The sequence below is a fragment of the Streptomyces chartreusis NRRL 3882 genome (assembly GCF_900236475.1).
Classification (GTDB): Bacteria; Actinomycetota; Actinomycetes; order Streptomycetales; family Streptomycetaceae; genus Streptomyces; species Streptomyces chartreusis_D.
Window position 1 is genome coordinate 1706322 of record NZ_LT963352.1, and the last position, 21637, is coordinate 1727958.

Annotated in this window: 18 protein-coding genes; 8 read left to right on the top strand and 10 right to left on the bottom strand. The window is 72.3% G+C overall.

Annotated features, from left to right (window positions below; genetic code table 11):
- Nucleotides 1-5: 5 nt before the first annotated feature.
- From SCNRRL3882_RS07645 to SCNRRL3882_RS07655, 3 genes are all read right to left on the bottom strand, one after another.
- On the bottom strand, nt 6-2867 hold the full coding sequence (locus SCNRRL3882_RS07645; protein WP_010038955.1) for a CHAT domain-containing protein: 2862 nt from the start codon (nt 2865-2867) through the stop codon (nt 6-8).
- Nucleotides 2864-3319 carry a hypothetical protein gene (locus tag SCNRRL3882_RS07650; RefSeq protein WP_010038958.1) on the bottom strand — a complete coding sequence of 152 codons (456 nt, stop codon included), beginning with the start codon at nt 3317-3319 and terminating at the stop codon, nt 2864-2866. Before SCNRRL3882_RS07650 ends, SCNRRL3882_RS07645 begins: the two co-directional genes overlap by 4 nt.
- A 621-nt stretch (nt 3320-3940) precedes the next feature.
- Entirely contained in the window at nt 3941-5191 is a 1251-nt protein-coding gene (locus SCNRRL3882_RS07655; protein ID WP_010038959.1) for a histidine kinase, read from the bottom strand.
- Nucleotides 5192-5404: 213 nt separating this feature from the next.
- Between SCNRRL3882_RS07655 and SCNRRL3882_RS07660 the strand changes: the two genes are divergently transcribed.
- Nucleotides 5405-5605 (top strand): hypothetical protein, encoded by a 201-nt coding sequence (locus tag SCNRRL3882_RS07660; RefSeq protein WP_010038960.1) that lies wholly within the window; start codon nt 5405-5407, stop codon nt 5603-5605.
- 47 nt (nt 5606-5652) lie between these two features.
- Here SCNRRL3882_RS07660 and SCNRRL3882_RS07665 read toward each other — a convergent pair whose 3' ends face one another.
- Nucleotides 5653-6048, bottom strand: a complete 396-nt coding sequence (locus SCNRRL3882_RS07665; protein ID WP_010038962.1) for a ribonuclease domain-containing protein — start codon at nt 6046-6048, stop codon at nt 5653-5655.
- Between the two features lie 152 nt (nt 6049-6200).
- A complete protein-coding gene (locus SCNRRL3882_RS07670; RefSeq protein ID WP_010038965.1) occupies nt 6201-6827 on the bottom strand; it encodes a dihydrofolate reductase family protein in 627 nt (208 codons plus the stop codon).
- A 175-nt stretch (nt 6828-7002) separates the two neighbouring features.
- On the opposite strand from SCNRRL3882_RS07670, the gene SCNRRL3882_RS07675 reads away from it, so the two are divergent.
- Nucleotides 7003-7767 carry an SDR family oxidoreductase gene (locus SCNRRL3882_RS07675; protein WP_040903037.1) on the top strand — a complete coding sequence of 255 codons (765 nt, stop codon included), beginning with the start codon at nt 7003-7005 and terminating at the stop codon, nt 7765-7767.
- Nucleotides 7768-7815: 48 nt separating this feature from the next.
- On the opposite strand, the gene alc is transcribed toward SCNRRL3882_RS07675, so the two are convergent.
- A complete protein-coding gene (gene alc, locus SCNRRL3882_RS07680) occupies nt 7816-8931 on the bottom strand; it encodes an allantoicase (RefSeq protein WP_010038969.1) in 1116 nt (371 codons plus the stop codon).
- 36 nt (nt 8932-8967) lie between these two features.
- Nucleotides 8968-10308: an allantoinase AllB gene (gene allB, locus SCNRRL3882_RS07685; RefSeq protein WP_010038971.1), complete on the bottom strand. Its 1341-nt coding sequence runs from the start codon at nt 10306-10308 to the stop codon at nt 8968-8970.
- A gap of 258 nt (nt 10309-10566) precedes the next feature.
- Here allB and SCNRRL3882_RS07690 point away from each other — a divergent pair, with 258 nt between their 5' ends.
- Nucleotides 10567-11364 (top strand): IclR family transcriptional regulator, encoded by a 798-nt coding sequence (locus tag SCNRRL3882_RS07690; protein ID WP_010038972.1) that lies wholly within the window; start codon nt 10567-10569, stop codon nt 11362-11364.
- A 434-nt stretch (nt 11365-11798) separates the two neighbouring features.
- Here SCNRRL3882_RS07690 and SCNRRL3882_RS07695 read toward each other — a convergent pair whose 3' ends face one another.
- A complete protein-coding gene (locus tag SCNRRL3882_RS07695) occupies nt 11799-12128 on the bottom strand; it encodes a DUF5955 family protein (protein ID WP_078602808.1) in 330 nt (109 codons plus the stop codon).
- A 195-nt stretch (nt 12129-12323) separates the two neighbouring features.
- Between SCNRRL3882_RS07695 and SCNRRL3882_RS07700 the strand changes: the two genes are divergently transcribed.
- Both SCNRRL3882_RS07700 and aceB read left to right on the top strand, forming a co-directional pair.
- Nucleotides 12324-12938, top strand: a complete 615-nt coding sequence (locus tag SCNRRL3882_RS07700) for a nucleotidyltransferase family protein (protein ID WP_029181114.1) — start codon at nt 12324-12326, stop codon at nt 12936-12938.
- 207 nt (nt 12939-13145) lie between these two features.
- Nucleotides 13146-14771 carry a malate synthase A gene (gene aceB, locus SCNRRL3882_RS07705; RefSeq protein WP_010038978.1) on the top strand — a complete coding sequence of 542 codons (1626 nt, stop codon included), beginning with the start codon at nt 13146-13148 and terminating at the stop codon, nt 14769-14771.
- On the opposite strand, the gene SCNRRL3882_RS07710 is transcribed toward aceB, so the two are convergent.
- Nucleotides 14761-15054, bottom strand: a complete 294-nt coding sequence (locus tag SCNRRL3882_RS07710) for a SelT/SelW/SelH family protein (protein ID WP_010038979.1) — start codon at nt 15052-15054, stop codon at nt 14761-14763. The two genes, aceB and SCNRRL3882_RS07710, sit on opposite strands and share 11 nt — an antisense overlap.
- Nucleotides 15051-15965 carry a HipA family kinase gene (locus tag SCNRRL3882_RS07715; RefSeq protein ID WP_010038980.1) on the bottom strand — a complete coding sequence of 305 codons (915 nt, stop codon included), beginning with the start codon at nt 15963-15965 and terminating at the stop codon, nt 15051-15053. The genes SCNRRL3882_RS07710 and SCNRRL3882_RS07715 overlap by 4 nt, the downstream gene beginning before the upstream one ends.
- 781 nt (nt 15966-16746) lie before the next feature.
- On the opposite strand from SCNRRL3882_RS07715, the gene SCNRRL3882_RS07720 reads away from it, so the two are divergent.
- The 3 genes from SCNRRL3882_RS07720 (at nt 16747) to SCNRRL3882_RS07730 (ending at nt 21630) form a co-directional block, all read left to right on the top strand.
- Complete coding sequence (locus SCNRRL3882_RS07720) at nt 16747-19824, top strand: FAD-binding and (Fe-S)-binding domain-containing protein (protein ID WP_040903038.1); 3078 nt, start codon at nt 16747-16749, stop codon at nt 19822-19824.
- A gap of 167 nt (nt 19825-19991) precedes the next feature.
- A complete protein-coding gene (locus SCNRRL3882_RS07725; protein WP_010038985.1) occupies nt 19992-20429 on the top strand; it encodes a VOC family protein in 438 nt (145 codons plus the stop codon).
- A 256-nt stretch (nt 20430-20685) separates the two neighbouring features.
- A complete protein-coding gene (locus tag SCNRRL3882_RS07730; protein WP_010038988.1) occupies nt 20686-21630 on the top strand; it encodes an MIP/aquaporin family protein in 945 nt (314 codons plus the stop codon).
- Nucleotides 21631-21637: the final 7 nt, after the last annotated feature.

Consider the following 21637-nt stretch of genomic DNA (forward strand, 5'->3'; position numbering starts at 1 on the left):
AGCCGTCACCAGCCGAGGTGGGTGAAGCCCGCCCACGCCGTCAGGTCGTCCGCGTCGATGTGTCCCACCCGTGCCCTGAGGTGGGCCGGCATGCCGGGCGGTGCCTCGCGGCGGTCGTTCAGCATCCACGACTGGGCGCTGCGCAGGGCCCGTCCGGGCGGCAGTCCGTCGCGGCTCATGAAGTGGTGGGTCATGTACATCAGCAGGGACGTCGCCTCGTCGGGCACCGGCCACAGGGAGCCGATGACCGAGCGGGCGCCCGCGACGAGGAACGCGGTGGACAGGCTGTACGCCTCGTCGTAGCCGTGCCCGGAGACGTTGGTGCGGCAGGCGGCGAGCACCACCAGGTCCAGGCCGCGGTAGCGGGTGGCGCCCTCGGTCAGCTCCTCGGCGGCCAACGGCCCGCCGGACAGGGCGAGGTAGGCGCTGTGCCGCTCGCCCTGACGCACCACTCCGTGGCAGGCGAGGTGCAGCAGGCCGCCCCGCTGCCGGCGCAGCCAGTCCGTGACGGCGGCGGGCGTGGCGGCACCGGGGCCGAGGAGGTCGCCGTCCGGGTGGAAGACGCGGTGGACGGCCTCGGCCTCCTCACCGGCGTGGTGCAGGTCGCGGGTCGGGTTGCCGACGACCAGGGTCTGCCGGGTGCCGGCGGCGGGCCGGGCGGCCACCTCGCACAGCAGCCGGGCGGAGGGCGTGTAGGAGATGTCCGCCCGTTCGCAGGCGTATCCGCGCGAGCGGCGCCGGCCGGTCAGTCGTGCCGCGTGCCAGGGCACGACGCCCAGCTCGCCCATGGGCACCAGCACGACAGCGGGCGCCCGGCCGAAACCGCGCGGTAACCGGCTCAGCAGCGGTTCCATCACGGCCGTACCGGCCCAGGCGCACAGCTGCTCCAGGGCGGTGCGGCTCGTGCCGGGGCCCGGGGCCGGTCCGGGTGCGGGTGACGTGTCGGACACGGGCGGGCCGCCGGCGTCGCGGCCGGGGGTGCCGGTGGCGCGGTACGCGGTGAGCGGGGGCGCGTCGACGGTGAGGTGGGGCAGGTCGAGGGAGCGGGTGCGGCCGTCGGCGGTGACGAGGACGGCCGCACCGGAGCCGGGCCGGGCAGCGAGGAGACCCGGCACGGCACCGTCGCCCGGTACCAGGTAGACCAGCGCGGTCGCGTCCATCGCGCGCAGGGCCCCGCCGATGTCCTCGGGCGAGGGCACGTCCAGCAGCCCGTGGTGCCGTGGGGAGTCGGCAAGCGCCTCCAGGACCCGGCGGCGCAGGCGGCTGGAGGGCCCCGCGAACGCGGCCTGAGCGGTGAACAGCATCTCCTCCCCCACCTCGGGCACGCTGCCCGCGGCCTGCCACTCCCGGGCGAGCTCCGTCCGGCCCAGCTCCTTCAGCATCTCGGGCACGGTGGTGACCGCGGTCGCCGCGTGCAGGACGAGGCCGCGTCCCGCGTCGAGGGCTCGTACGGCGTCGGCGTGGGCGCCGTCGGCGAGGCACCAACGCGCCACGTCGAGGGCCTGGGCGCCCGCCATCCGGGCGGTCTCGGCGGCATGGGCCGTACCGGACTGGAGCAGGGCGCTCCAGGCGGCAGCGCGCAGGCATTGGAGGCCGACGCGACGGGAGGCGTCGTAGTTCAGGCGTCTGGTGCGGGCGTCATGGGCGTACTCGTCGCCGCGCAGACGGTAGGCCTTGGCGAGGGTGATGCCGGTGCCGCCCCACAGCGGGTGGTGGGGCCCGCCGGTGAGCCGCAGGGTGTGCCGCAGCCAGGCGATGCCCTGGTCGAGGTGGAGAGCGCGGTCAGCGGGCGGCGCGAACTGCAGGTCGGCCATGACGCAGTGGCTGACGCCCAGCCCGCCGGCGACCCGGATCCACCGGTCGTCGTCGGGTTCGAGCAGGTCGAGGGCGGCCTCCCGCAGTTCCATGGACTCCCGCATCGCCTGGTGGTCCATGGTGAGCAGGGCCCGTTGCCCCACCGCGAAGCCCGCCTCGGTCAGCTTGTCGGCCTGGGCGTTGACCGGCAGGGTGGCGATCCGGCGGCGGATCTCGTCCGTGGGCGTCGCGGCGCCCGCCCCTTCGGTGGCGGGTTCGAACCGGCCGGTGCGCTGCCCCCGCAGCAGGGTCAGGGCGCCGCGGGCGGCTTCCAGGTGCGACTCGAACGCGAACCGGTCCATGTGCCCGGCGGGGAGCTGCGCCATGGCGTGTTCGAGCACACCGATCTGCTCGGCCAGGGCCGCCTCGTCGCCGCGCCGGGAGGCCTGGTGGATGCGGAACAGCGCGACCTGCGCGCTCATGACCAGACGCTGCTCCGGCGCCATGTCCGAGGTCTGCGCGAGACGGGCCATGTCGTCGACGGCCGTGTCGAAGTCGTCCTCGCCGCCGCCCAGTTGACCCAGGTACGTCCGTAGCCCGGCGTGCGCCATGTCGAGGTTCGCGCGGATCCGGGTGCCGGGCGGATGCGCGGCCCGGGCCTGTTCGATCCGGGCGAGTGCTGCCTCCATCTGCGCGGGATCGGTGAGGTGCCGCAGGCCCCACGCACTGTGTCTGACGACGACGTTCGCCCGCCACGTCTCGTCCGCCGGGCCGTGGTCGCGCATCGCCCGCCACAGCTCCTCCTCCCGCTGCGCGTCGACGAGCGGCCCTTCGAGTCGCAGCAACGGCAGCACGCTCAGCACCTGGCCGGCCCGCAGACCGGACGCGACGGTGCCCCGGGGAAGCTCCGCCCAGTCCGTGTACAGGCGGTCGTAAGCGTGCTCCGCCGTCGTGCAGCCCAGCCGGTCGAGCACGAGCCCGGACAACCCGGCGAGGTCCTCGCCGCTGACGATGCCCTTCGTCCGCTGGTCGATCTCGTACAGCAGCGCCTGAAGGTCGTACGGAATCGTCATGTCACGTCCCCCGTTCCTGCGGCCGTGGCGCGGTCCGCGTCCGGTACGGTGCCGAAGTCGACGCCGGGCGCGCCCCTGGGTTCGAGCAGGGGTGCCTCGCCCCGGTCGTCGGAGAGGATCGCGACCCGGTCGGCGGTCTCGCGCTTCGACGGCCGGACGAAGCCCTGAGCCCAGGGCGAAGTCCGGCGGCGGATCCAGTGGCCCCAGTCGCGGGTCTGCGGACAGTCGCGCCCTCGAACGGCGGTGCACCAGGCGGCATATGGCCATGATCCGCCGCCCGCCTCACCGGCCACAAGGGTTACGGTCGATGCCCCCGGGTTGACGCGGAGCCGGCAGTGGCCCGGAGCCGCGTCGGACGCGGCCTCGTCGCGCAGCCGTTCGGTCTCCGCCTCGGCCCGGGGACGACGTACGTCGGCGGCATCGGGAGTCCGCCACGGGGCGAGCGGTGTCAAGCGGCTTCAGACCGCCCACCGCACCGGAGGCCGACGCCAGCCCCGTCCCCGGGCAGCCGCCGCCCGGGGAACCGGTGCCAGACCGCCCCGGTCGGCCCGCCACAGCGGGAGCGGAGCAAGCCGTCACAGACTGCCCACCGCCCGCAGAGCCGGTGTCAGGCCGCCCCAGACCGCACGCCACACCACAAGCCGACGCGGCCGTCTCGGATTGCCCGCCACACCGCAAGCCAAGGCAGCGTCTCGGATCGCCCGCCGCCCAACAAGCCGACCTCAGACCACTCCAGACCAGCCGCTACACCCGCGACCACCGCCCCGCGAGCCGACGCAGGCCCTCCGGCCCAGACCGTCCACCACACCGCAAGCCAAGGCAGCCGTCTCGGATCGCCCGCCGCCCAACAAGCCGACCTCAGACCACTCCAGACCAGCCGCCGCACCCGCGACCACCGCCCCGCGAGCCGACGCAGGCCCTCCGGCCCAGACCGTCCACCACACCGCGAGCCGACGTCAGCCGTCCGGCCCAGACCCTCCGTCGCCACGCGAGCCGACGTCAGGCCGGCCCAGATGGAGACTCCGCGGCCGAGGCCCGCCGGATGGCCCGGGAAGGAGACGCGAGGCCGCGCCTCAGCCCCACGGCAGCCACGCCCGTACCTCGAACCCGCCCTCCGGCGTGTGGCCGTGCTCCAGGCGGCCGCCCGCCAGGGTCGCTCGTTCCGTCAGGCCGATCAGGCCCTGGCCGGAGCCGGGGACGGGGGGCACCTCGCCCTCGGGGAGCGGGTTGTGCACGCAGACCGTGAGGCCGGCGCCCGGCGCACCGGTGACGGTCACCGTGACCTCCGTGCCGGGCGCGTGCTTGCGGGCGTTGGTCAGGCCCTCCTGGGCGATCCGGTACGCGGTGCGGCCGACGGAGGACGGAACGATGCCGGCGTCGCCGACGCGTTGGTCGAGGGCCACCTTCATGCCGGCCTCACGCGACTCGGCGACCAGCGTGTCCAGCGCCGCGAGCGTCGGCTGCGGCCGCCCCGTGTCGTCCGGCTCCGCCGCTCGCAGCACGCCGATGATCTCGCGCAGGTCCTGGAGGGCCTCGTGCGCGCTCTCCCGGATGACACCCGCCGCCCGCGCCGTCTCCGCCGGGTGCGCGTCGGGCCGGAACTCCAGGGCGCCCGCGTGCACGCTCAGCAGGGTCAGCCGGTGGGCGAGCACGTCGTGCATCTCCCGCGCGATGGCCTCGCGGGCGAGCCGCTGCGCCTGCTCGGCCCGCAGCCGCGCCTCCGTCTCGGCTCGCCGGGCCCGGTCCCTGAGACTCACCATGAGCTGCCGCTTGGCCCGTACGAACATGCCCCAGCCGACGATCGCGACCGTGAGCAACGCGGCGAAAACCACGCTCACGAGATAGGGGATGTCCGGGTCGGGTCGCATCCAGTAGTACAGCGGGGCCATGGCCGCGTTGATGCCGCCCACCCAGGCCACGTACCGGAAGGGGCGGTGCACGGCGAGGGTGAAGAGGGCGATCAGACCCGCGCCGCCCGCCGTGTCCGAGACGAAGGTGACGGCGGTCATCGCCACGGCAAGCCCCAGCGGCCAGCGCCGGCGCAGCCAGACGGCCGCGCAGGCCAGCGCTCCGATCAGTTGGTCGACGACGGCCAGCCCTTCCGGGACATGGGGGTTGTCGTTGAGCGCTTCTACGGCGACCGCGCCCACCAGCACGGCCAGCAGGAAGCAGGAGAAGTCGACGACCCAGTCGCGGGCGGTACGCCGGGGCCGTCGCCCGGCCCGTGCGGCGTCGGGGTCGAGCTCGTGCAGGAGGGCGGAGGGGATGAACCATCTGCGCCCGGTGAACAGCGCAGGTGTCTCGCCCGTCAGCCCCGTCAGCACCGGGGAGGACCGCCCCGCGTCGTCACCACTCACGGTCGACAAATCTACGCAGGCCCGGGCCCGTTCACCTCACCCCGGCCGGAACGGTCGACCAAAGTCACCGCATCGCAGACCTTCGACGCGGCCGACCGGGTCCGGACCGGGACTTCCGTCCTCGGACTCCCGCCCCGCGGCCGATGCGCGTGGGGGATCCGCGGGGCGAGGCTGTCTGCCATGAAGCAGGTGCTGGAGATTCTCGGCTTCCTCGCCCTCGTCCAGGGCGTGGCGGGCCTGGTACACGAGTTCACCGACTGGAACTGGGGCCTCGTGCAACGACTGGGGTTCCTCGACGGCTACGAGATCTACGCGAGCGTCGCCCTGCTCGTGCTGGGCATCGCCCTGTTCGCGGCGGCGGGGAGCCGGAAGTCCGCCTGACGGGCCGGGCGGACTTCCGGCCGGCGTTCACGGACGTGGCCGCCCGGTCAGCAGCCGTAGTCGACCAGGTCGAACGACTCGTAGTGGTCGGCCGTGTAGTAGTCCTCCCGGTTCTCCTCACCGGTGACGATGCGCCGCGCACCGCGCGTGGAGGAGCCCGGGGTGATGACCGTGTACTCGTGGTAGTAGCCGGTCGACTGGCTCGGCAGGATGCCTTCCCGGTTCTGGAAGACGGTGCCGTCCTGTTCGAACGGGAAGGGGCCGCCCTGCTCGATCAGGTCGAGCGTGTCATGGGCCTGGGACGGCAGGTCGCTGTAGCAGATGTCACCGACGGCGGTGGGGGCCGCGTCGGCCGTGGTGGCGGAGACGGTACCGCCGACGAGGAGCGCGGACAGGAGGGCGGCTGCTGCGCCGAGTCGCGAGGCGCGTGGGGGGAAATTCATGCGCACATGATGACGCGCGTAGACAGTGGCATGTCAATGTCAAGCTCGGAGATTTTCCCGTCAAGTCCCGTGAGTTGGCGGTAAGTTAACCTGCCCTCCGGCGCCCTGACGCGCTGTTCACCGGAGTCGGTGAGGGCGCCGGGGCGAGGCGGCTACGCGTTCTCCGGCAGCGCGTACTCGCCGTACTGCGGGCGGCCCGCCACCTCGTACGTCCCGATCGAGACGCCCGTGCTGGTGACGCTCCCCCCGGCGTGCCGGAACGCGGTCGGTACGGCGCCCTCCGGGAACAGCCGGAACCCGGTGCCGAGCACGACCGGGAAGGTCAGCAGATGGAGCGAGTCGACCAGGTCGAGCGCCAGCAGGGACCGGACGAGGGCGCCGCTGCCGTGCACCTGGATCTCACCGTCGGTGCGCTCCTTCAGGGCCGTGACCTCCTTGGCGAGGTCTCCGGTGAGCACGGTGGTGCCGGCCCACCCCGGGTCCGTGAGGGTGGCGGACGGGACGTACTTCGGCAGCGAGTTGAGTTTCGAGGCGACCGGATCGGCGGGGTCGGTCACCTTCGGCCAGAACGTGCTGAAGATGTCGTACGTCCGGCGCCCCAGCAGGAAGGCGCGCGGACGTGCGAAGACCTCGCCGATGAACCGGCCGAAGTCCTCGTCGGCGTACGGGAAGCTCCAGCCGCCGTGGGTGAAGCCGCCGCGGGTGTCCTCGTGCGGGCCGCCGGGGGCCTGGTAGACGCCGTCGAGGGTGACGAAGAGGGTGGAGACGAGCTTGCCCATGGCGGGTGCCCTTCTGCTCGGAACGGTCGGGGTCTGTTGTCATCGGTTCAGACCCCGTGCGCACCCGCAACTCATCGCTCGCCCGGACGGCTCCCTCAGGTGGGGAACCGGAGGGGCCCACCTCGACGTCCGTTCACCGCCGGCACCGCAGTCGGTCGGCCGGTGGGATGGACCCATGACTTCTCAGGGAACTCCCGGTACTTCTCAAGGAACTCTCGACGGCAAGGTGGCTCTCGTGACCGGCGCGAGCCGGGGCATCGGCGCGGCCACGGCCCTGCGGCTGGCCCGGGAGGGCGCGGACGTGGCGGTCGGCTATGTGAACGGCAAGGAGGCGGCCGAGGACGTCGTACGGGCCGTGGAGGCGCTGGGGCGCCGGGCGGTGGCGGTACGCGCGGACGCGGCGGACGCCGCCGAGGCGGCCGGTGCCGTGACCGCGGCGGCCGAGGCGCTGGGCGGCCTCGACGTCCTGGTGAACAACGCGGGCGTGGGGGTGCTCGGGCCGCTGGAGACCCTCTCGCTCGCGGACGTGGACCGGGTCCTCGCCGTCAACGTACGCGGTGTCTTCCTGACGTCCCAGGCCGCCGCCGCGCGCATGCCCGAGGGCGGGCGGATCATCACGATCGGCAGTTGCATGGCCCAGCGCGTGCCGGGCCCCGGCGGGACTCTCTACGCGACCAGCAAGGCGGCCCTGGCCGGCATGACCAAGGCCCTGGCCCGGGAACTGGGCGGGCGCGGGATCACGGCCAACCTCGTCCTTCCCGGCCCGATCGACACCGACATGAACCCGGCGGACGGACCGTACGCGGCCGGCCAGGCGGCGATGACGGCGCTGGGGCGGTTCGGGACGGCCGACGAGGTGGCGTCGATGGTGGCGTATCTGGCCGGGGCGGCGTACGTCACCGGTGCGGAGTTCGCCGTGGACGGCGGGCACGCGGCGTGAGGCAGGGGCGCACCGGTGCTGTCGGGCCGGTGCGCCCCTCGGGGCGGGTCAGCCGCCCAGCTCCTGGTGACGCGCCGCGAGACGCCGCGCACCGTCCTCCGTCAGGGAGCCGAACAGCCGCAGCCGGGAGATGCCGCCGTCCGGGAAGATGTCCACGCGCGCGTGCGTGCCGACGGCCGGGTCCGGCAGGACGAAGCGGTGGTTGGTGTCGGGCTGGAGGCGGGTGCGGGGCAGGACCTCCCGCCAGTCGCCGTCCTCGCCGTCCCTGACCGACACCGAGGCCCAGCCGGCGCTGTTGCCCTTGAGGTACGCGGTGTCGATCTCCAGGGCGCGGATCCGGGACTGCGCGGCGAGCCGGTAGCGGATCCAGTCGTGGCCCTGGTCGCGGCGGCGCCGGGTCTCCCAGCCGTCGTCCATCTTTCGGGAGCGGCCCGGCTGGATGGTGTTGGTGGCCGGAGAGTAGAAGAGGTTGGAGGCGTCCTCGACCTGGCCGCCGTTCTCCAGGGCGACGACGTCGAAGGTGCCGAGCACCTCCAGCCACGCGGGGTCCGGGACGACCTCGCCGTACACGCGCAGTCGGGCGATGCCGCCGTCGGGGTGCTGGTTGACCCGCAGGTGGGTGAAGCGCTGCTCGACGGCGACGGAGAAACCGTTCGCGGCGTGGCCGCCGACCGGGGTGCGCGGGACCAGGGTCGTCCACTTCACGTCGTCCCCGAGGAGCTCCTCCGGCGACGGGGAGCCCGGCACGCAGGTGCCCTCGACGGACACGGCCTGCGGGTAGTTGCCGCGGAAGTGGGCGGTGTCGACGACGATCCCCCGGATCACGCCCGGGGCGCCGAGGCGGACCAGCGCCCAGTCGTGGTCCTCGGCGGTCGGCCACGGGTTCTCGCCCGACGCGCCCCGGCGGCGCCGCGTCTCCCAGCCGTCCATGATCTTGCCCTTGTGCCCGAAGTGCTCGGGGTCGAACTCGGCGCGCTCGGGCACCAGCAGGTTCTCGCGCTGGGCGAAGAACTCGTCGTTGGCGGCGATGACACCGGCACCGAGGCGCCGGTCGGCGAGGTCGGCGTACTGGGTGAAGGGGAAGTCGGCCGTGCGGTAGTCCGCGTACGGGTCGCCGCCTCCGTAGGGGTTCGCGTCGCCGGTGAAGCTGGGAATCGCCGTCACGATGATCAGTTCTGCCTTTCGGGGCCGGGATGGGGTTCAGTTGGTCCGGGTGAGGAGTCGCCCCTTCGGCTCGGTGAACTCGCCGTCCGCGACGATGCGCTGCCCGCGCAGCCAGGTGGACTTCACGACGCCGTACAGGGTCCGGCCCGCGTACGCCGTGACGTGGTTGCGGTGCTGGAGGGCCGCCGGGTCGACGGTGAAGGTCTCGTCGGGGGCGAGGACGGCGAAGTCGGCGTCGCGGCCCGCCGCGATGGCGCCCTTGCGGTCGTCGAGCCCGACGAGTTCGGACGTCCGTGTGGACATCCAGCGGACCACGTCCTCCAGGCCGTGTCCCCGCTCCCGGGCCTCGGTCCACACCGCGGGCAGGCTCAGCTGGAGTCCGGAGATGCCGCCCCAGGCGGTCGCGAAGTCGTCGGTCTTCAGGTCGGCGGTGGACGGGGAGTGGTCGGTGACGACACAGTCGATGGTGCCGTCGGCCAGCGCCTGCCAGAGCAGGTCCTGGTTGGCGGCCTCGCGGATCGGCGGGCAGCACTTGAACTCGCTGGCGCCGTCGGGGACTTCCTCGGCGGTGAGGGTCAGGTAGTGGGGGCAGGTCTCCACGGTGATGCGGACGCCCTCGGCCCGCGCCTGGGCGATCATCGGCAGGGCGTCGCTGGAGGACAGGTGCAGGACGTGCACCCGGGCGTCGAGGGCCTTGGCCTCGCGGATGAGCTGGGCGATGGCGGTGTCCTCGGCGTCCCGGGGGCGGGAGGCGAGGAAGTCGGCGTACCTGGGGCCCGGCCGCTGCGGGGCGGAGGCGAGGCGGTGGGGGTCCTCGGCGTGCACGATGAGGAGGCCGTCGAAGGCGGCGATCTCGGCCATGGCGCGGGCGAGCGGGTCCCGTTCGAGGTGCGGGAACTCGTCGACGCCGGACGGCGACAGGAACGCCTTGAAGCCGAAGACGCCGGCCTCGTGCAGCGGGCGCAGGTCCTTCACGTTGTCCGGCAGGGCGCCGCCCCAGAAGCCGACGTCGATGTGCGCCTTGTCGGCGGCGACCTGCTGTTTGGTCCGCAGGTGCGCGACGGTCGTGGTCGGCGGCAGGGAGTTGAGGGGCATGTCGACGAGGGTCGTGATGCCACCGGCCGCGGCGGCGCGGGTGGCGGTCCAGAAGCCCTCCCACTCGGTGCGGCCGGGGTCGTTGACGTGCACGTGGGTGTCGACCAGGCCGGGCAGCAGGACGTGGTCGCCCAGGTCCTCCAGGCGGGCGGCCTCCGGTACGGGTGCGTCGTACGGGAGGACGGCCGTGATCGTGCCGGCGGCGACCGCGACCGATGCGGCGCGCGTCCCCTCGGGAGTGATGACACGCGTCGAGCGGAGCACCAGTTCAGCGTCGGACACCCGAACCCCTTACATCCACTTGCTTCCAGTTACTTCCGCGTAACGGAATTCAACTTTCTGTTGAAGGAGTCTTCACCCCCTCTCCCGCGCCCGTCAAGGGCACACTGGACTCCTGCGCCCAGCATGCGACTACTCCTGGATGTTTCCACAAAGCGGAATTACAATTCCAGCACGCAGAACGTAGCTACGTACAAGCGAGGAGTCAACCGACTGCCGGGTAGGCTTCTGCTCTTCCGCCAGTCCCGAAAGGAACGCGACGTGCCGACGTCCAGCGCCAGCACCACCGACTCCGCCCGGTCCTCCGCCAACGGCGGGGTCCAGTCCCTGGAGCGCGCCTTCGACCTGCTCGAACGGATGGCGGACGCGGGCGGCGAGGTCGGCCTGAGCGAGCTGTCCGCGAGCAGCGGCCTGCCCCTGCCGACCATCCACCGCCTGATGCGCACGCTGGTGGCCTGCGGATACGTACGGCAGCAGCCCAACCGTCGGTACGCGCTCGGCCCGCGCCTGATCCGCCTCGGCGAGTCCGCCGCCCGGCTGCTGGGCACCTGGGCGCGGCCGTACCTCGCCCGGCTGGTCGAGGAGACCGGCGAGACGGCGAACATGGCGCTGCTGGACGGGGACGAGATCGTCTACGTGGCGCAGGTGCCGTCGAAGCACTCGATGCGGATGTTCACGGAGGTCGGCCGGCGCGTGCTACCGCACTCGACGGGTGTGGGCAAGGCCCTGCTCGCCGGTTTCCCGCCGGAGGAGGTGCGGGCCCTGCTGAACCGTACGGGCATGCCCGCCGCGACGGAGAAGACGATCACGACGCCCGACGGGTTCCTCGCGGCGCTGGAGGACGTGCGCCGGCAGGGCTACGCGATCGACGACAACGAGCAGGAGATCGGCGTCCGCTGCCTGGCGGTCTCGGTGCCCGACTCCCCCACGGCGGCGGCCATTTCCATCTCCGGCCCCGCGGGCCGGGTCACGGAGGCGGCGACGGAGAAGATCGTCCCGGTCCTCCAGCAGGTCGCCGGCGAACTGTCGGAGGCCCTGGCCACCCAGAGCCCCGCGTAAGGGACTGACACCCCGGGCCGATCGGACGCGAGGCGCCTCACCCCAGGACCGACGGATTCCCGCAGCACCTCACGACACGGCCGAGCGGCCTCGGCGACGCGCGCCGCGGGGTTCGGACGGGACACCGGAGCCACCCCGCGCCAGGACCGACGAACTCCTCAGCGCCTCACGGCCCGACCGGGCGGACCACGCAACACCTCGCGACACAGCCAGGCGGACGCGGACGCCCGGATCGCCCCGCGACACGGCCGCCGCACGCCGGGGTTTTCCGGTCGACATGGCCCCCGGATCCTTCGCGCCCCGTCGGCACGGCCGGCGTACGCCTGGCACGCCCCATAGGCGTGCCCCTCCGGCTGCTTGGAGAGCTGGAAGGAGGCCCGGGCCTCCAGAGCCCGGACCCGACCGCCCCCCGCCCCAGGGGGTGACCGCACCCGCTAGCCCTGCCCCCGCACCGGCCCTACGAAGAGGTCGACGGCGCGGCGGACCTCCGCCAGTTCCGGCGAGAGGGCGCTCACCGAGCCGATCGCGCCTGCGATCAGCAGGAGGGAGCGGCGCAGCCGTGGGATCTCGGGGGTGCCGTCGGCCGCCATCGCATTCAGGGCGGCCAGTTCCTCCTCGGCGATGGTCCGGTCGGCGAACTCGCCGGGATGCGCGGCGAGCCGACGGCGCAGCCGGGCGACGGCGGAGCGCAGCTCCGTCACGCGCGGATCCTCGTCGCCGCTGGTCACAGGCCCCTGCCGCCTCTGCTCAACGCTCCGCAACACAGTCCTCCCCCTCGCACTCCGTCGTGCGCGTGCCCTTCCGACGCGATGTCCCCCACACCGGGCGCCGGTCGGCCGCCCGGCCGGTCGGTGCGGGCGACAGTAAACGACACGGGCCACCAGGCGCCAGTCCATTGCGTCATCGACTTGCTCCGCTGCGTAACTTCTCGGCCCGAGGTCGTGCGGTATGCAGGATCCATGACGACACGGGAGACGACGAAAAGGACGCGTGCGGTTGCGGGGGTGCTGCTCGCCGCCGGGGGCGGGCGGCGGCTCGGCGGGCGCCCCAAGGCACTGCTCACCCACCGGGGGCGGCCACTCGTGGAGCACGCGGTGCGGGTGTTGCGCGAGGGCGGCTGCGAGCGGATCCACGTGGTGCTGGGCGCGCGAGCCGACGAGGTGCGCGCACGGGCCTCATTGCCGGGCTGCGTTCTCGTCGGCAACCCCGACTGGGAACAGGGCATGGGGACGTCCCTGCGGGCCGGCCTGGACTCGCTGGCCGGCACGGGCGCGGCGGCCGCCCTGGTCTCGCTCGTCGACCAGCCCGGTATCGGCCCGGAGGCGGTGGCCCGGGTGCTCACGGCGTACGAGGGCGAGGAGTCGCTGGTGTCGGCCGCGTACTGCGGAGTGCGCGGCCATCCGGTGCTGTTCGGCGCCGCCCACTGGGCCGGCATCGCCGCGACTGCGACCGGGGACCGGGGGGCACGCGCCTATCTGCGGGAGCGCGAGCCGGGGATCAGGCTCGTCGAGTGCGGGGACGTGGCCCGGCCCTTCGACATCGACACGGAGGCCGATCTGATCCACCTTGAGTGATCGACGTGGCACGGAGAGCCACCTTGCCTCGACCCGGAGAATCTCGACATCAACAGACGATTGAACTTCCACCATGAGGAAACTAGTATCCACTGTTCAGAAGCGCCCGAGGCCCCCGCGGGCGCCGAACGCCGTATCCGGGAAGACTGGCACCCGGTGCCGAACCGCCGGTTCGTCTTCGTAGCTCGCTGAAGGAAGTGACAGTTCATGTCCGCACCAGCGCCGTCCCCGCTGGCCATCGTCGACGCCGAGCCCCTGCCCCGGCAGGAGGAGGTCCTCACCGAAGCGGCGCTCGCCTTCGTGGCCGAGCTGCACCGGCGGTTCACGCCCCGGCGTGACGAGCTCCTCGCCCGCCGCGCCGAGCGCCGTGCCGAGATCGCCCGCACCTCCACCCTCGACTTCCTCACGGAGACCGCCGCGATCCGCGCCGACGACTCCTGGAAGGTCGCCCCGGCCCCCGAGGCCCTGAACGACCGGCGGGTCGAGATCACCGGCCCCACCGACCGCAAGATGACCATCAACGCCCTCAACTCGGGCGCGAAGGTGTGGCTCGCGGACTTCGAGGACGCCTCCGCGCCCACCTGGGAGAACGTGGTCCTCGGCCAGCTCAACCTGATCGACGCCTACACCCGCACCATCGACTTCACGGACCCGAAGTCGGGCAAGTCGTACGCCCTGAAGGCCAACGAGGAACTGGCCACGGTCGTCATGCGCCCGCGCGGCTGGCACCTGAACGAGCGTCACCTCGTCGACGCGGACGGCACCCCGGTGCCCGGCGCGCTCGTCGACTTCGGCCTGTACTTCTTCCACAACGCCAAGCGCCTGCTGGGCCTGGGCAAGGGCCCGTACTTCTACCTGCCCAAGACGGAGTCGCACCTGGAGGCCCGCCTCTGGAACGAGATCTTCGTCTTCGCGCAGGACTACGTCGGCATCCCGCAGGGCACCGTGCGCGCGACCGTGCTGATCGAGACGATCACGGCCGCGTACGAGATGGAGGAGATCCTCTACGAACTGCGCGACCACGCCTCCGGGCTGAACGCGGGCCGCTGGGACTACCTGTTCTCCATCGTCAAGAACTTCCGGGACGGCGGCGCCAAGTTCGTCCTGCCGGACCGCAACGCGGTGACCATGACGGCCCCGTTCATGCGCGCGTACACCGAACTCCTCGTCCGCACCTGCCACAAGCGCGGCGCCCACGCGATCGGCGGCATGGCGGCGTTCATCCCGTCCCGCCGGGACGCGGAGGTCAACAAGGTCGCCTTCGAGAAGGTCCGCGCCGACAAGGACCGCGAGGCGAACGACGGTTTCGACGGCTCCTGGGTCGCCCACCCCGACCTCGTGCCGATCGCCATGGAGTCCTTCGACAAGGTCCTCGGCGACAAGCCCAACCAGAAGGACCGGCTGCGCGAGGACGTCGACGTCAAGGCGGCCGACCTGATCGCCATCGACTCGCTGGACGCCAAGCCGACGTACGCGGGCCTGGTGAACGCCGTGCAGGTCGGCATCCGCTACATCGAGGCCTGGCTGCGCGGACTCGGCGCCGTCGCGATCTTCAACCTGATGGAGGACGCCGCCACCGCCGAGATCTCCCGCTCCCAGATCTGGCAGTGGATCAACGCGGGCGTCGTCCTCGACAACGGCGAGAAGGTCACCGCCGACCTGGCCCGCAAGGTCGCCGCCGAGGAACTGGCGAACATCAAGGCCGAGATCGGCGACGAGGCCTTCGCGGCCGGCAACTGGCAGCAGGCCCACGACCTGCTGCTGACGGTCTCCCTCGACGAGGACTACGCCGACTTCCTGACGCTCCCGGCGTACGAGCAGCTCAAGGGCTGACCTGGTCCGCGGACGGCTTCTCCGAGTGGCCCAGGGTCTTCCCCGGGGCCACTCGGTCGCGTACGGCCCGCTTCACGGCCGTCGGCTCGGGGAAGCCGTGCTCGCGACGGTCCCAGACGACCTCGTCGCCGACGCGCACGACGAACACCCCGCCCGTGCCGGGCTTCAGCGCGAGCTCGGTCAGCTCGGCCTCGAAGGTCGTGAGCAGTTCCTGCGCCAGCCAGGCCGCGCGGGGCAGCCAGCGGCACTGGGTGCAGTACTCGATCTCGACACGGCCACTCATCCGAGGTGCACCGACCAATCCTGTTCGGCCGCGGGCTTGCCGTGCAGGTCGGGGACCTGCCTGAGCCACGCGGGGCGTCCTTGCTGGTTACGAGCCGTCCGGCGGGCCTCCTCGGCGGCGAGTTCCTCCCGGCCGGGGAAGTCGGTGGGCAGCCAGGCCCCGGAGGCCCGCACGCGCGCGTGCAGGTACGACACGTACGCCTCGCGTGCCTCCTGCGCGGTGGCGAAACCCGGCTCGTCCGCGAGCCAGGCGTCCGGGACCTCCGCGAGGATCCGGCGCAGCAGGTCCTCGGTCACCTTGGGAGCGAGCTCGGCGTCGGCGGCCGGGACGTCGGGCCCGTAGTGGCCGAGGGCGTGGTGCCGGAAGTCGTAGGCCTTGGCGGGGTCGGTGCCGTCCCAGCGGTGGTGGAAGACGAGCGCGGCACCGTGGTCGATCAGCCACAGGCGCGGGGGCGCGACGCCCAGGGTGGGCCAGACCATCAGGTTGGAGCTGTGCACCGTGCGGTCGACGTTCACCGTCAGGGCGTCGAGCCAGACGATCCGCCCCGCCTCCAGGGGATCGACGGGGAAGACCCTCCCGATCTCCGGCGTGAAGTCCCGGGCGCCCGGCAGGTAGTCCATGCCGAGGTTCACGCCCGCGCTGGCCGCGTGCAGGTCCCGTACCTCCTGATGCGGCTCCCCCTGCGCGATCGACGGGTCGAAGTGCACCAGCACCAGCTCGGGGAAGCGCAGTCCGAGGGCGCGGGCCAGCTCCCCCACGATCACCTCGGCGACCAGCGCCTTGCGGCCCTGCGCGGAGCCGGTGAACTTCACGACGTACGTGCCCAGGTCGTCGGCCTCGACGACGCCGGGCACGGAGCCGCCGGAGCGCAGCGGCTCTATGTAGCGGGTTGCGAAGACCTCTCTGAGCATTGTCCGGGCCACCCGCCTCTTCGTCCGCCCCTGGCCTCCGGCCTCCGGCATGAAGTGAGCATAGTAACCGAGGGTGACACTTCGGGGAGTCCGGTGATCTTGTTCCAGACGGACTGCGGGGTGCGCTCCTGGCTATCTGTTCGCCCCGCGCCAGCCGGGCGCCGGCCGCCGCGACTTCGTCGGCCACGCGGGCGAGGACATCGAGGTCGGCCGCCCCTGGTGGTCCGGCGGTCGATGCGGGGTCGAGTACGAGCAGTGCGGTCGCCGATGACACACGCGTGGCCGATCAGCGGGGCTGCCGAGGTCAGCTTCATCTCGATCGCGGTGGGCGACATGTTCTTGCCCGCGGCGTGAGGTCCTCGCTGCGGTCGACGATCCAGAGGAACCCGTCGTCGTCGACGCCAGCGATGTCTCCGGTGTGCGCCACCCGTCGGGATCGGTCGCCTCGCGCGTCGCCTCCGGCATGCCCCGGTAACCACACATCACCATCGGCCCGCCTCGAGCCCCAGGCGCTTCCGGATGCCCATCGCCAGGTTGTCATCGGCGCGGGCCGACCTGCATGACCTGCTGCATCTCCGCCACCGTCGTGACGGTGTTGGCGTACGTCATGAACGCCGAGTAATTCCAGAGATCTGGGGTGCCTTTGTGATCGGGCCACCGCGGGTGAGAGTCCGCTCTTGCGCCCGGCGAGGTCGGGTACTCGGGAGCGGCAGGCGGAGAGCCGACCCGGCACGACCGGACGTCGCGCGCGGTCAACGGCTCAGGAAGGCGGTTTCCCCCGATGACTCGCACTCCTTTCGACGCCTCCGGGGCGGATGATGTGGCCGGGCTGGCGGAGGCGCTGAGCGAGGAGGTGGACGCCGAGGTCAGGTTCGACGCGGGCAGCAGGGGCGCCTACGCGACCGACGGCTCCAACTACCGGCAGGTGCCGATCGGTGTCGTGGTGCCTCGTACGGTGGAGGCCGGAGCTCACGCCGTGCAGGTGTGCGCCCGCTTCGGCGCCCCGGTGCTGTCGCGGGGCGGCGGCACCAGCCTCGCGGGCCAGTCCACGAACACGGCCGTGGTGATCGACTGGAGCAAGTACTGCAACAGGCTGGTCTCCGTCGATCCCGCCGCACGGACCTGCGTGGTCGAGCCGGGGATCGTCCTGGACGCGCTCAACCAGCGACTCTTCGACCACAGGCTCCAGTTCGGGCCGAAGCCCTCGACGCACAGCCACTGCGCCCTGGGCGGCATGATCGGCAACAACTCGTGCGGCGCGTCCGCGCAGGCCTACGGCAAGACCGTCGACAACGTGCGCCGCCTGGAGGTGCTCACCTACGACGGCGTCCGGATGTGGGTCGGGCCGACCTCGCGGGCCGAGCGGGCGCGGATCGCCGCGGAGGGCGGCCGGCGCGCCGAGTTGTACGCCGGCCTGGACGGCATCGTCAGCGGGTATCTCGGCGACATCCGGCGCGGCTATCCGAAGATCCCGCGGCGGGTCTCGGGCTACAACCTCGACTCGCTCCTGCCCGAGAACGGCTTCGACGTGGCCAGGGCCCTGGTCGGCAGCGAGGGCACCCTGGTGACCGTGCTGCGCGCCGAACTCGACCTGGTGCCGGTGCCGGCGTACCAGTCGCTGCTGGTCCTCGGCTACGACGACATCTGCACGGCCGCCGACGACGTCCCCCGACTGCTGGAGCACTGCGCGCCCGGCCAGTTGGAGGCCCTCGACGGGCGCATGGCCCAGCTGATGCGCGAGGAGGGCGCCTACCTGGAGTCCCTGAACACCCTGCCGGAGGGCGAAAGCTGGCTGATGCTGCAGTTCTTCGGCGACAGCCAGGACGCCGTCGACGAGCAGGCGCATGCCCTGCTGGGCGCCGTCGGCCGGTCCGAGAAGGACCGCACTGTCGCCTTCTCCGACGACCTGGAGCGCGAGCAGCGGATGCTCAAGGCCCGTGAGGCGGGGCTCGGCGTCACCGCCCGTCCGCCCGACGACCGGGAGACCTGGGAGGGCTGGGAGGACTCGGCCGTCCCACCCGAGCGGCTCGGCGACTATCTGCGGGACCTCCAGCAGCTGTTCGAGGAGTTCGACTACGACCACCCGTCCCTCTACGGGCACTTCGGACAGGGCTGTGTCCACACCCGCATCCCGTTCGCGCTCACGACCGCCGAGGGCGTGGCCGACTTCCGGCGCTTCGTGGAGCGGGCCGCCGACCTCGTCTCCTCCTACGGCGGCTCCCTGTCGGGCGAGCACGGCGACGGCCAGTCCCGGGGCGAGCTGCTCACGCGCATGTTCGGCGAGCGACTCGTGACCGCGTTCGGCGAGCTGAAGGCGCTGTTCGACCCGGGCAACCGGATGAACCCGGGCAAGGTCGTCGACCCCAACCCGGTCGACGGGCAGCTGCGCCTCGGCCCCTCCTGGCACCCGGCCACACCCGCGACGCACTTCGGCTTCCCGGAGGACGACCACTCCTTCGACCGGGCCGTGATGCGCTGCGTCGGCATCGGCAACTGCCGCAGCCACTCCGGCGGCGTCATGTGCCCCTCCTACCGGGCCACGAGGGAGGAGGAGCACTCCACACGAGGCCGCGCCCGGCTGCTGTTCGAGATGCTCGGCGGCCACGCCGACTCCGCCGTCACGGACGGCTGGCGCTCCACCGAGGTGCGCGATGCCCTCGACCTGTGCCTGGCCTGCAAGGGCTGCAAGTCGGACTGCCCGACCGGTGTCGACATGGCCACCCTCAAGGCGGAGTTCCTCTCGCACCACTACGAGGGGCGGATGCGCCCCGCGGCCCACTACTCCATGGGCTGGCTGCCCGTGTGGGCGCGCCTGTCCCGGATCGCCCCCGGAGTGGTCAACAGTGCCCTGCACGCGCCCGGTCTGGCCCGGGCCGGCAAGCGGCTGGCCGGCGTGGACGCGGCCCGTCAGGCACCCGTGTTCGCCCGGCAGTCCTTCCTCCAGTGGTGGCAGCGGCGCGACACCGAGGAGCCCGACCCGGCCGATCCGCGCACCGTGCTGCTGTGGCCCGACACCTTCAGCACCTACTTCCACCCCTCCGTCGCCATCTCGGCCGTACACGTGCTGGAGGACGCCGGTTTCCGCGTCGCCGTGCCCGCCAAGCCGGTGTGCTGCGGCCTGACCTGGATCTCCACCGGCCAACTGCCCCGCGCGCAGAAGGTGCTGCGCCGCACCCTCGACGTGCTCCGGCCCCATCTGGAGGCGGGCACCCCGGTCATCGGCCTCGAACCGTCCTGCACCGCCGTCTTCCGCGCCGACGCCCCGGAGCTGATGCCCGGCGACCAGGACGTGCAGCGGCTGGCCGGGCAGGTCCGCACCTTCGCCGAGCAGCTCGTCCGGCACGCGCCCGACGGCTGGCAGCCACCAGGTCTGGCTCGTCGGGCGACGGTGCAGACCCACTGCCACCAGCACGCGATCATGAAGTTCGACGCCGACCGGGAGCTCATGCGCCGCGCCCGTCTCGACGCCGATGTCCTCGACGAGGGCTGCTGCGGCCTCGCCGGCAACTTCGGTTTCGAACGCGGCCACCACGAGGTGTCCATGGCCGTCGCGGAGCAGGGCGTCCTGCCCGCCGTCCGCGCGGCGGAGCCGGGCAGCCTGCTGCTCGCCGACGGCTTCAGCTGCCGCACCCAGATCGAACAGGGCGGCACCGGACGGCGTGCCCTGCACCTGGCCGAAGTACTGGCCCGCGGTCTGGAGGGCACGCTCCCGGCCGGGCAACCGGAACGCCTGGCCGTGCGCCCCGAGCGGCCCTCCCGCGCGGCCCGGTGGACGGCCACCGCCGGCGCCACCGCCCTCACGGCGACCGCCGCGACGGTGGCCGGCCGGGCCGCCCTGCGGTCGCTGCGGCGCCCTTAGGGGTCCTTGCGCTCATATTGCAAGGACCCCTTGGTCCCGCCCCGCACGCACCACCGGAAAGGTCTTCGAACAGCGCCCCGCTCCCCCGGCGACGGCATTCCCCGTACCCCGAATGTTCCCTCTTGCCGAAAAGCACCTGATCGCCCCGGCTCGGTAGCATGCGGCGCATGGCCATCAAACTCGAGAACGTGGGCATCGCCGTTCGCGACCTCGAAGCAGCGATCTCCTTCTTCACCGACCTCGGCCTCACGGTCGTCGGCCGTGACACCGTCAGTGGTGAGTGGACCGACACCGCCGTCGGCCTTGATGGCAATCACGCCGACATTGCGATGCTCCAGACGCCGGACGGTCACGGTCGCCTCGAGCTCTTCGAGTACATCCACCCCGAGGCGATCGAGTCGGAGCCCACTCGTCCCAACGAGATCGGCATGCATCGCGTCGCCTTCTCGGTCGACGACATCGACGAAGCCCTGGAGACGGCCGCGAAGCACGGATGCCGTCCGCTGCGCGGTGTGGCGACCTACGAGGACGTCTACAAGCTCACGTACGTCCGCGGTCCCAGCGGCATCCTTGTGATGCTCGCCGAGGAGCTGAAGAAGAGCTGACGGTCGCGGGCGGCGGTGACTGCCCCGCGGATGTCGCGATGCCGCGGTGCGAGCCGAGCGGCTTTCGGCCCGGGCGGAACCGGAGAGCCGGTCGCCGTCCCCTCGGACCGGGAAACACGGCTCGCCCACCCGGTGTCGACTCGCGGTGGTCGCTGCCCGGATTTACCTTGGCGTCAAGGCATGAAGCGAAAGCAGGCCACTACGGCACCGGCAGCCGCGTTCAGGCGCGGCCGGGCGAGTGTCTGGGAGGATCACCATGGCCGTCGAGATCCAGCCCCTGCTCAAGCCCTCGCGGCTCAGGCGCCGCGGAGGCTTGTGGGGCGAATGCCTTGCGGAGTTCCTGGGGACCTTCGTCCTCATCTCCTTCGGTTGCGGCGTGGTCGCGATGGCGGTCGCGGCGCTGCCCGGCTCGGGGCGTACCGAGGGACCCACCACGTTCTTCCTCGGCGCCGGGGACTGGTTGCTGATCACCTGGGGATGGGCCATGGCCGTGATCCTCGGTATCTATGTGGCCGGCGGGGTCAGCGGTGCGCACATCAATCCGGCGGTGACCCTGGCCTTCGCCGTGCGCCGCAAGTTCCCGTGGGTCAAGGTCGTCCCCTACTGGGTGGCCCAGGTGCTCGGCGCCCTGGCCGGCGCGGCACTGGTCTACGCCGTGTACCACGACGCCATCAACACCTTCGACGACGCCATGAAGGGGCCGAAGACGAACGGCCACACCCTCGCCTCGTTCTCCATCTTCGCCACCTTCCCGGCGCCCTACTTCCACGGCGGCATCTGGGGCCCCCTGGTCGACCAGATCGTCGGCACGGCCTTCCTGGCCATGCTGGTGGTGGCGATCATCGACCTGCGGAACACGGCCGTGAAGGCGAACCTCGGCCCCCTCGTGATCGGGTTCGTCGTGGCGGCCATCGGCATGTCCTTCGGGGCGAACGCGGGCTACGCGATCAACCCCGCCCGCGACTTCGGCCCCCGCCTGTTCACCTGGATGGCGGGCTGGGAGGATCTGGCGTTCCCGGGCAGCTTGGCGGGGGCGTTCAGCGGCTACTGGTGGATCCCGATCGTCGGACCGCTCGTCGGCGGCGTGGTCGGGGTGCTGGTGTACGACCTGTTCATCGGCGACGTGCTCCACATCCGGGCGCAGCAGGGCGAGCTCCCGGAGCCCGGCCGGACGCGTCCCACCACCTCCGACGAGGAGTGAGCCGGGG

Excerpts from the sequence above, each read along its gene's own strand:
- SCNRRL3882_RS07700 (WP_029181114.1), top strand. The coding sequence starts at position 12,324 with ATGACGACACGGGAGACGACGAAAAGGACGCGTGCGGTTGCGGGGGTG.
- SCNRRL3882_RS07675 (WP_040903037.1), top strand. The coding sequence starts at position 7,003 with ATGACTTCTCAGGGAACTCCCGGTACTTCTCAAGGAACTCTCGACGGC.
- SCNRRL3882_RS07645 (WP_010038955.1), bottom strand. The coding sequence starts at position 2,867 with ATGACGATTCCGTACGACCTTCAGGCGCTGCTGTACGAGATCGACCAG.
- SCNRRL3882_RS07670 (WP_010038965.1), bottom strand. The coding sequence starts at position 6,827 with ATGGGCAAGCTCGTCTCCACCCTCTTCGTCACCCTCGACGGCGTCTAC.
- SCNRRL3882_RS07660 (WP_010038960.1), top strand. The coding sequence starts at position 5,405 with ATGAAGCAGGTGCTGGAGATTCTCGGCTTCCTCGCCCTCGTCCAGGGC.
- SCNRRL3882_RS07710 (WP_010038979.1), bottom strand. The coding sequence starts at position 15,054 with ATGAGTGGCCGTGTCGAGATCGAGTACTGCACCCAGTGCCGCTGGCTG.
- SCNRRL3882_RS07725 (WP_010038985.1), top strand. The coding sequence starts at position 19,992 with ATGGCCATCAAACTCGAGAACGTGGGCATCGCCGTTCGCGACCTCGAA.
- SCNRRL3882_RS07665 (WP_010038962.1), bottom strand. The coding sequence starts at position 6,048 with ATGAATTTCCCCCCACGCGCCTCGCGACTCGGCGCAGCAGCCGCCCTC.
- SCNRRL3882_RS07715 (WP_010038980.1), bottom strand. The coding sequence starts at position 15,965 with ATGCTCAGAGAGGTCTTCGCAACCCGCTACATAGAGCCGCTGCGCTCC.
- SCNRRL3882_RS07730 (WP_010038988.1), top strand. The coding sequence starts at position 20,686 with ATGGCCGTCGAGATCCAGCCCCTGCTCAAGCCCTCGCGGCTCAGGCGC.
- aceB (WP_010038978.1), top strand. The coding sequence starts at position 13,146 with ATGTCCGCACCAGCGCCGTCCCCGCTGGCCATCGTCGACGCCGAGCCC.
- SCNRRL3882_RS07720 (WP_040903038.1), top strand. The coding sequence starts at position 16,747 with ATGACTCGCACTCCTTTCGACGCCTCCGGGGCGGATGATGTGGCCGGG.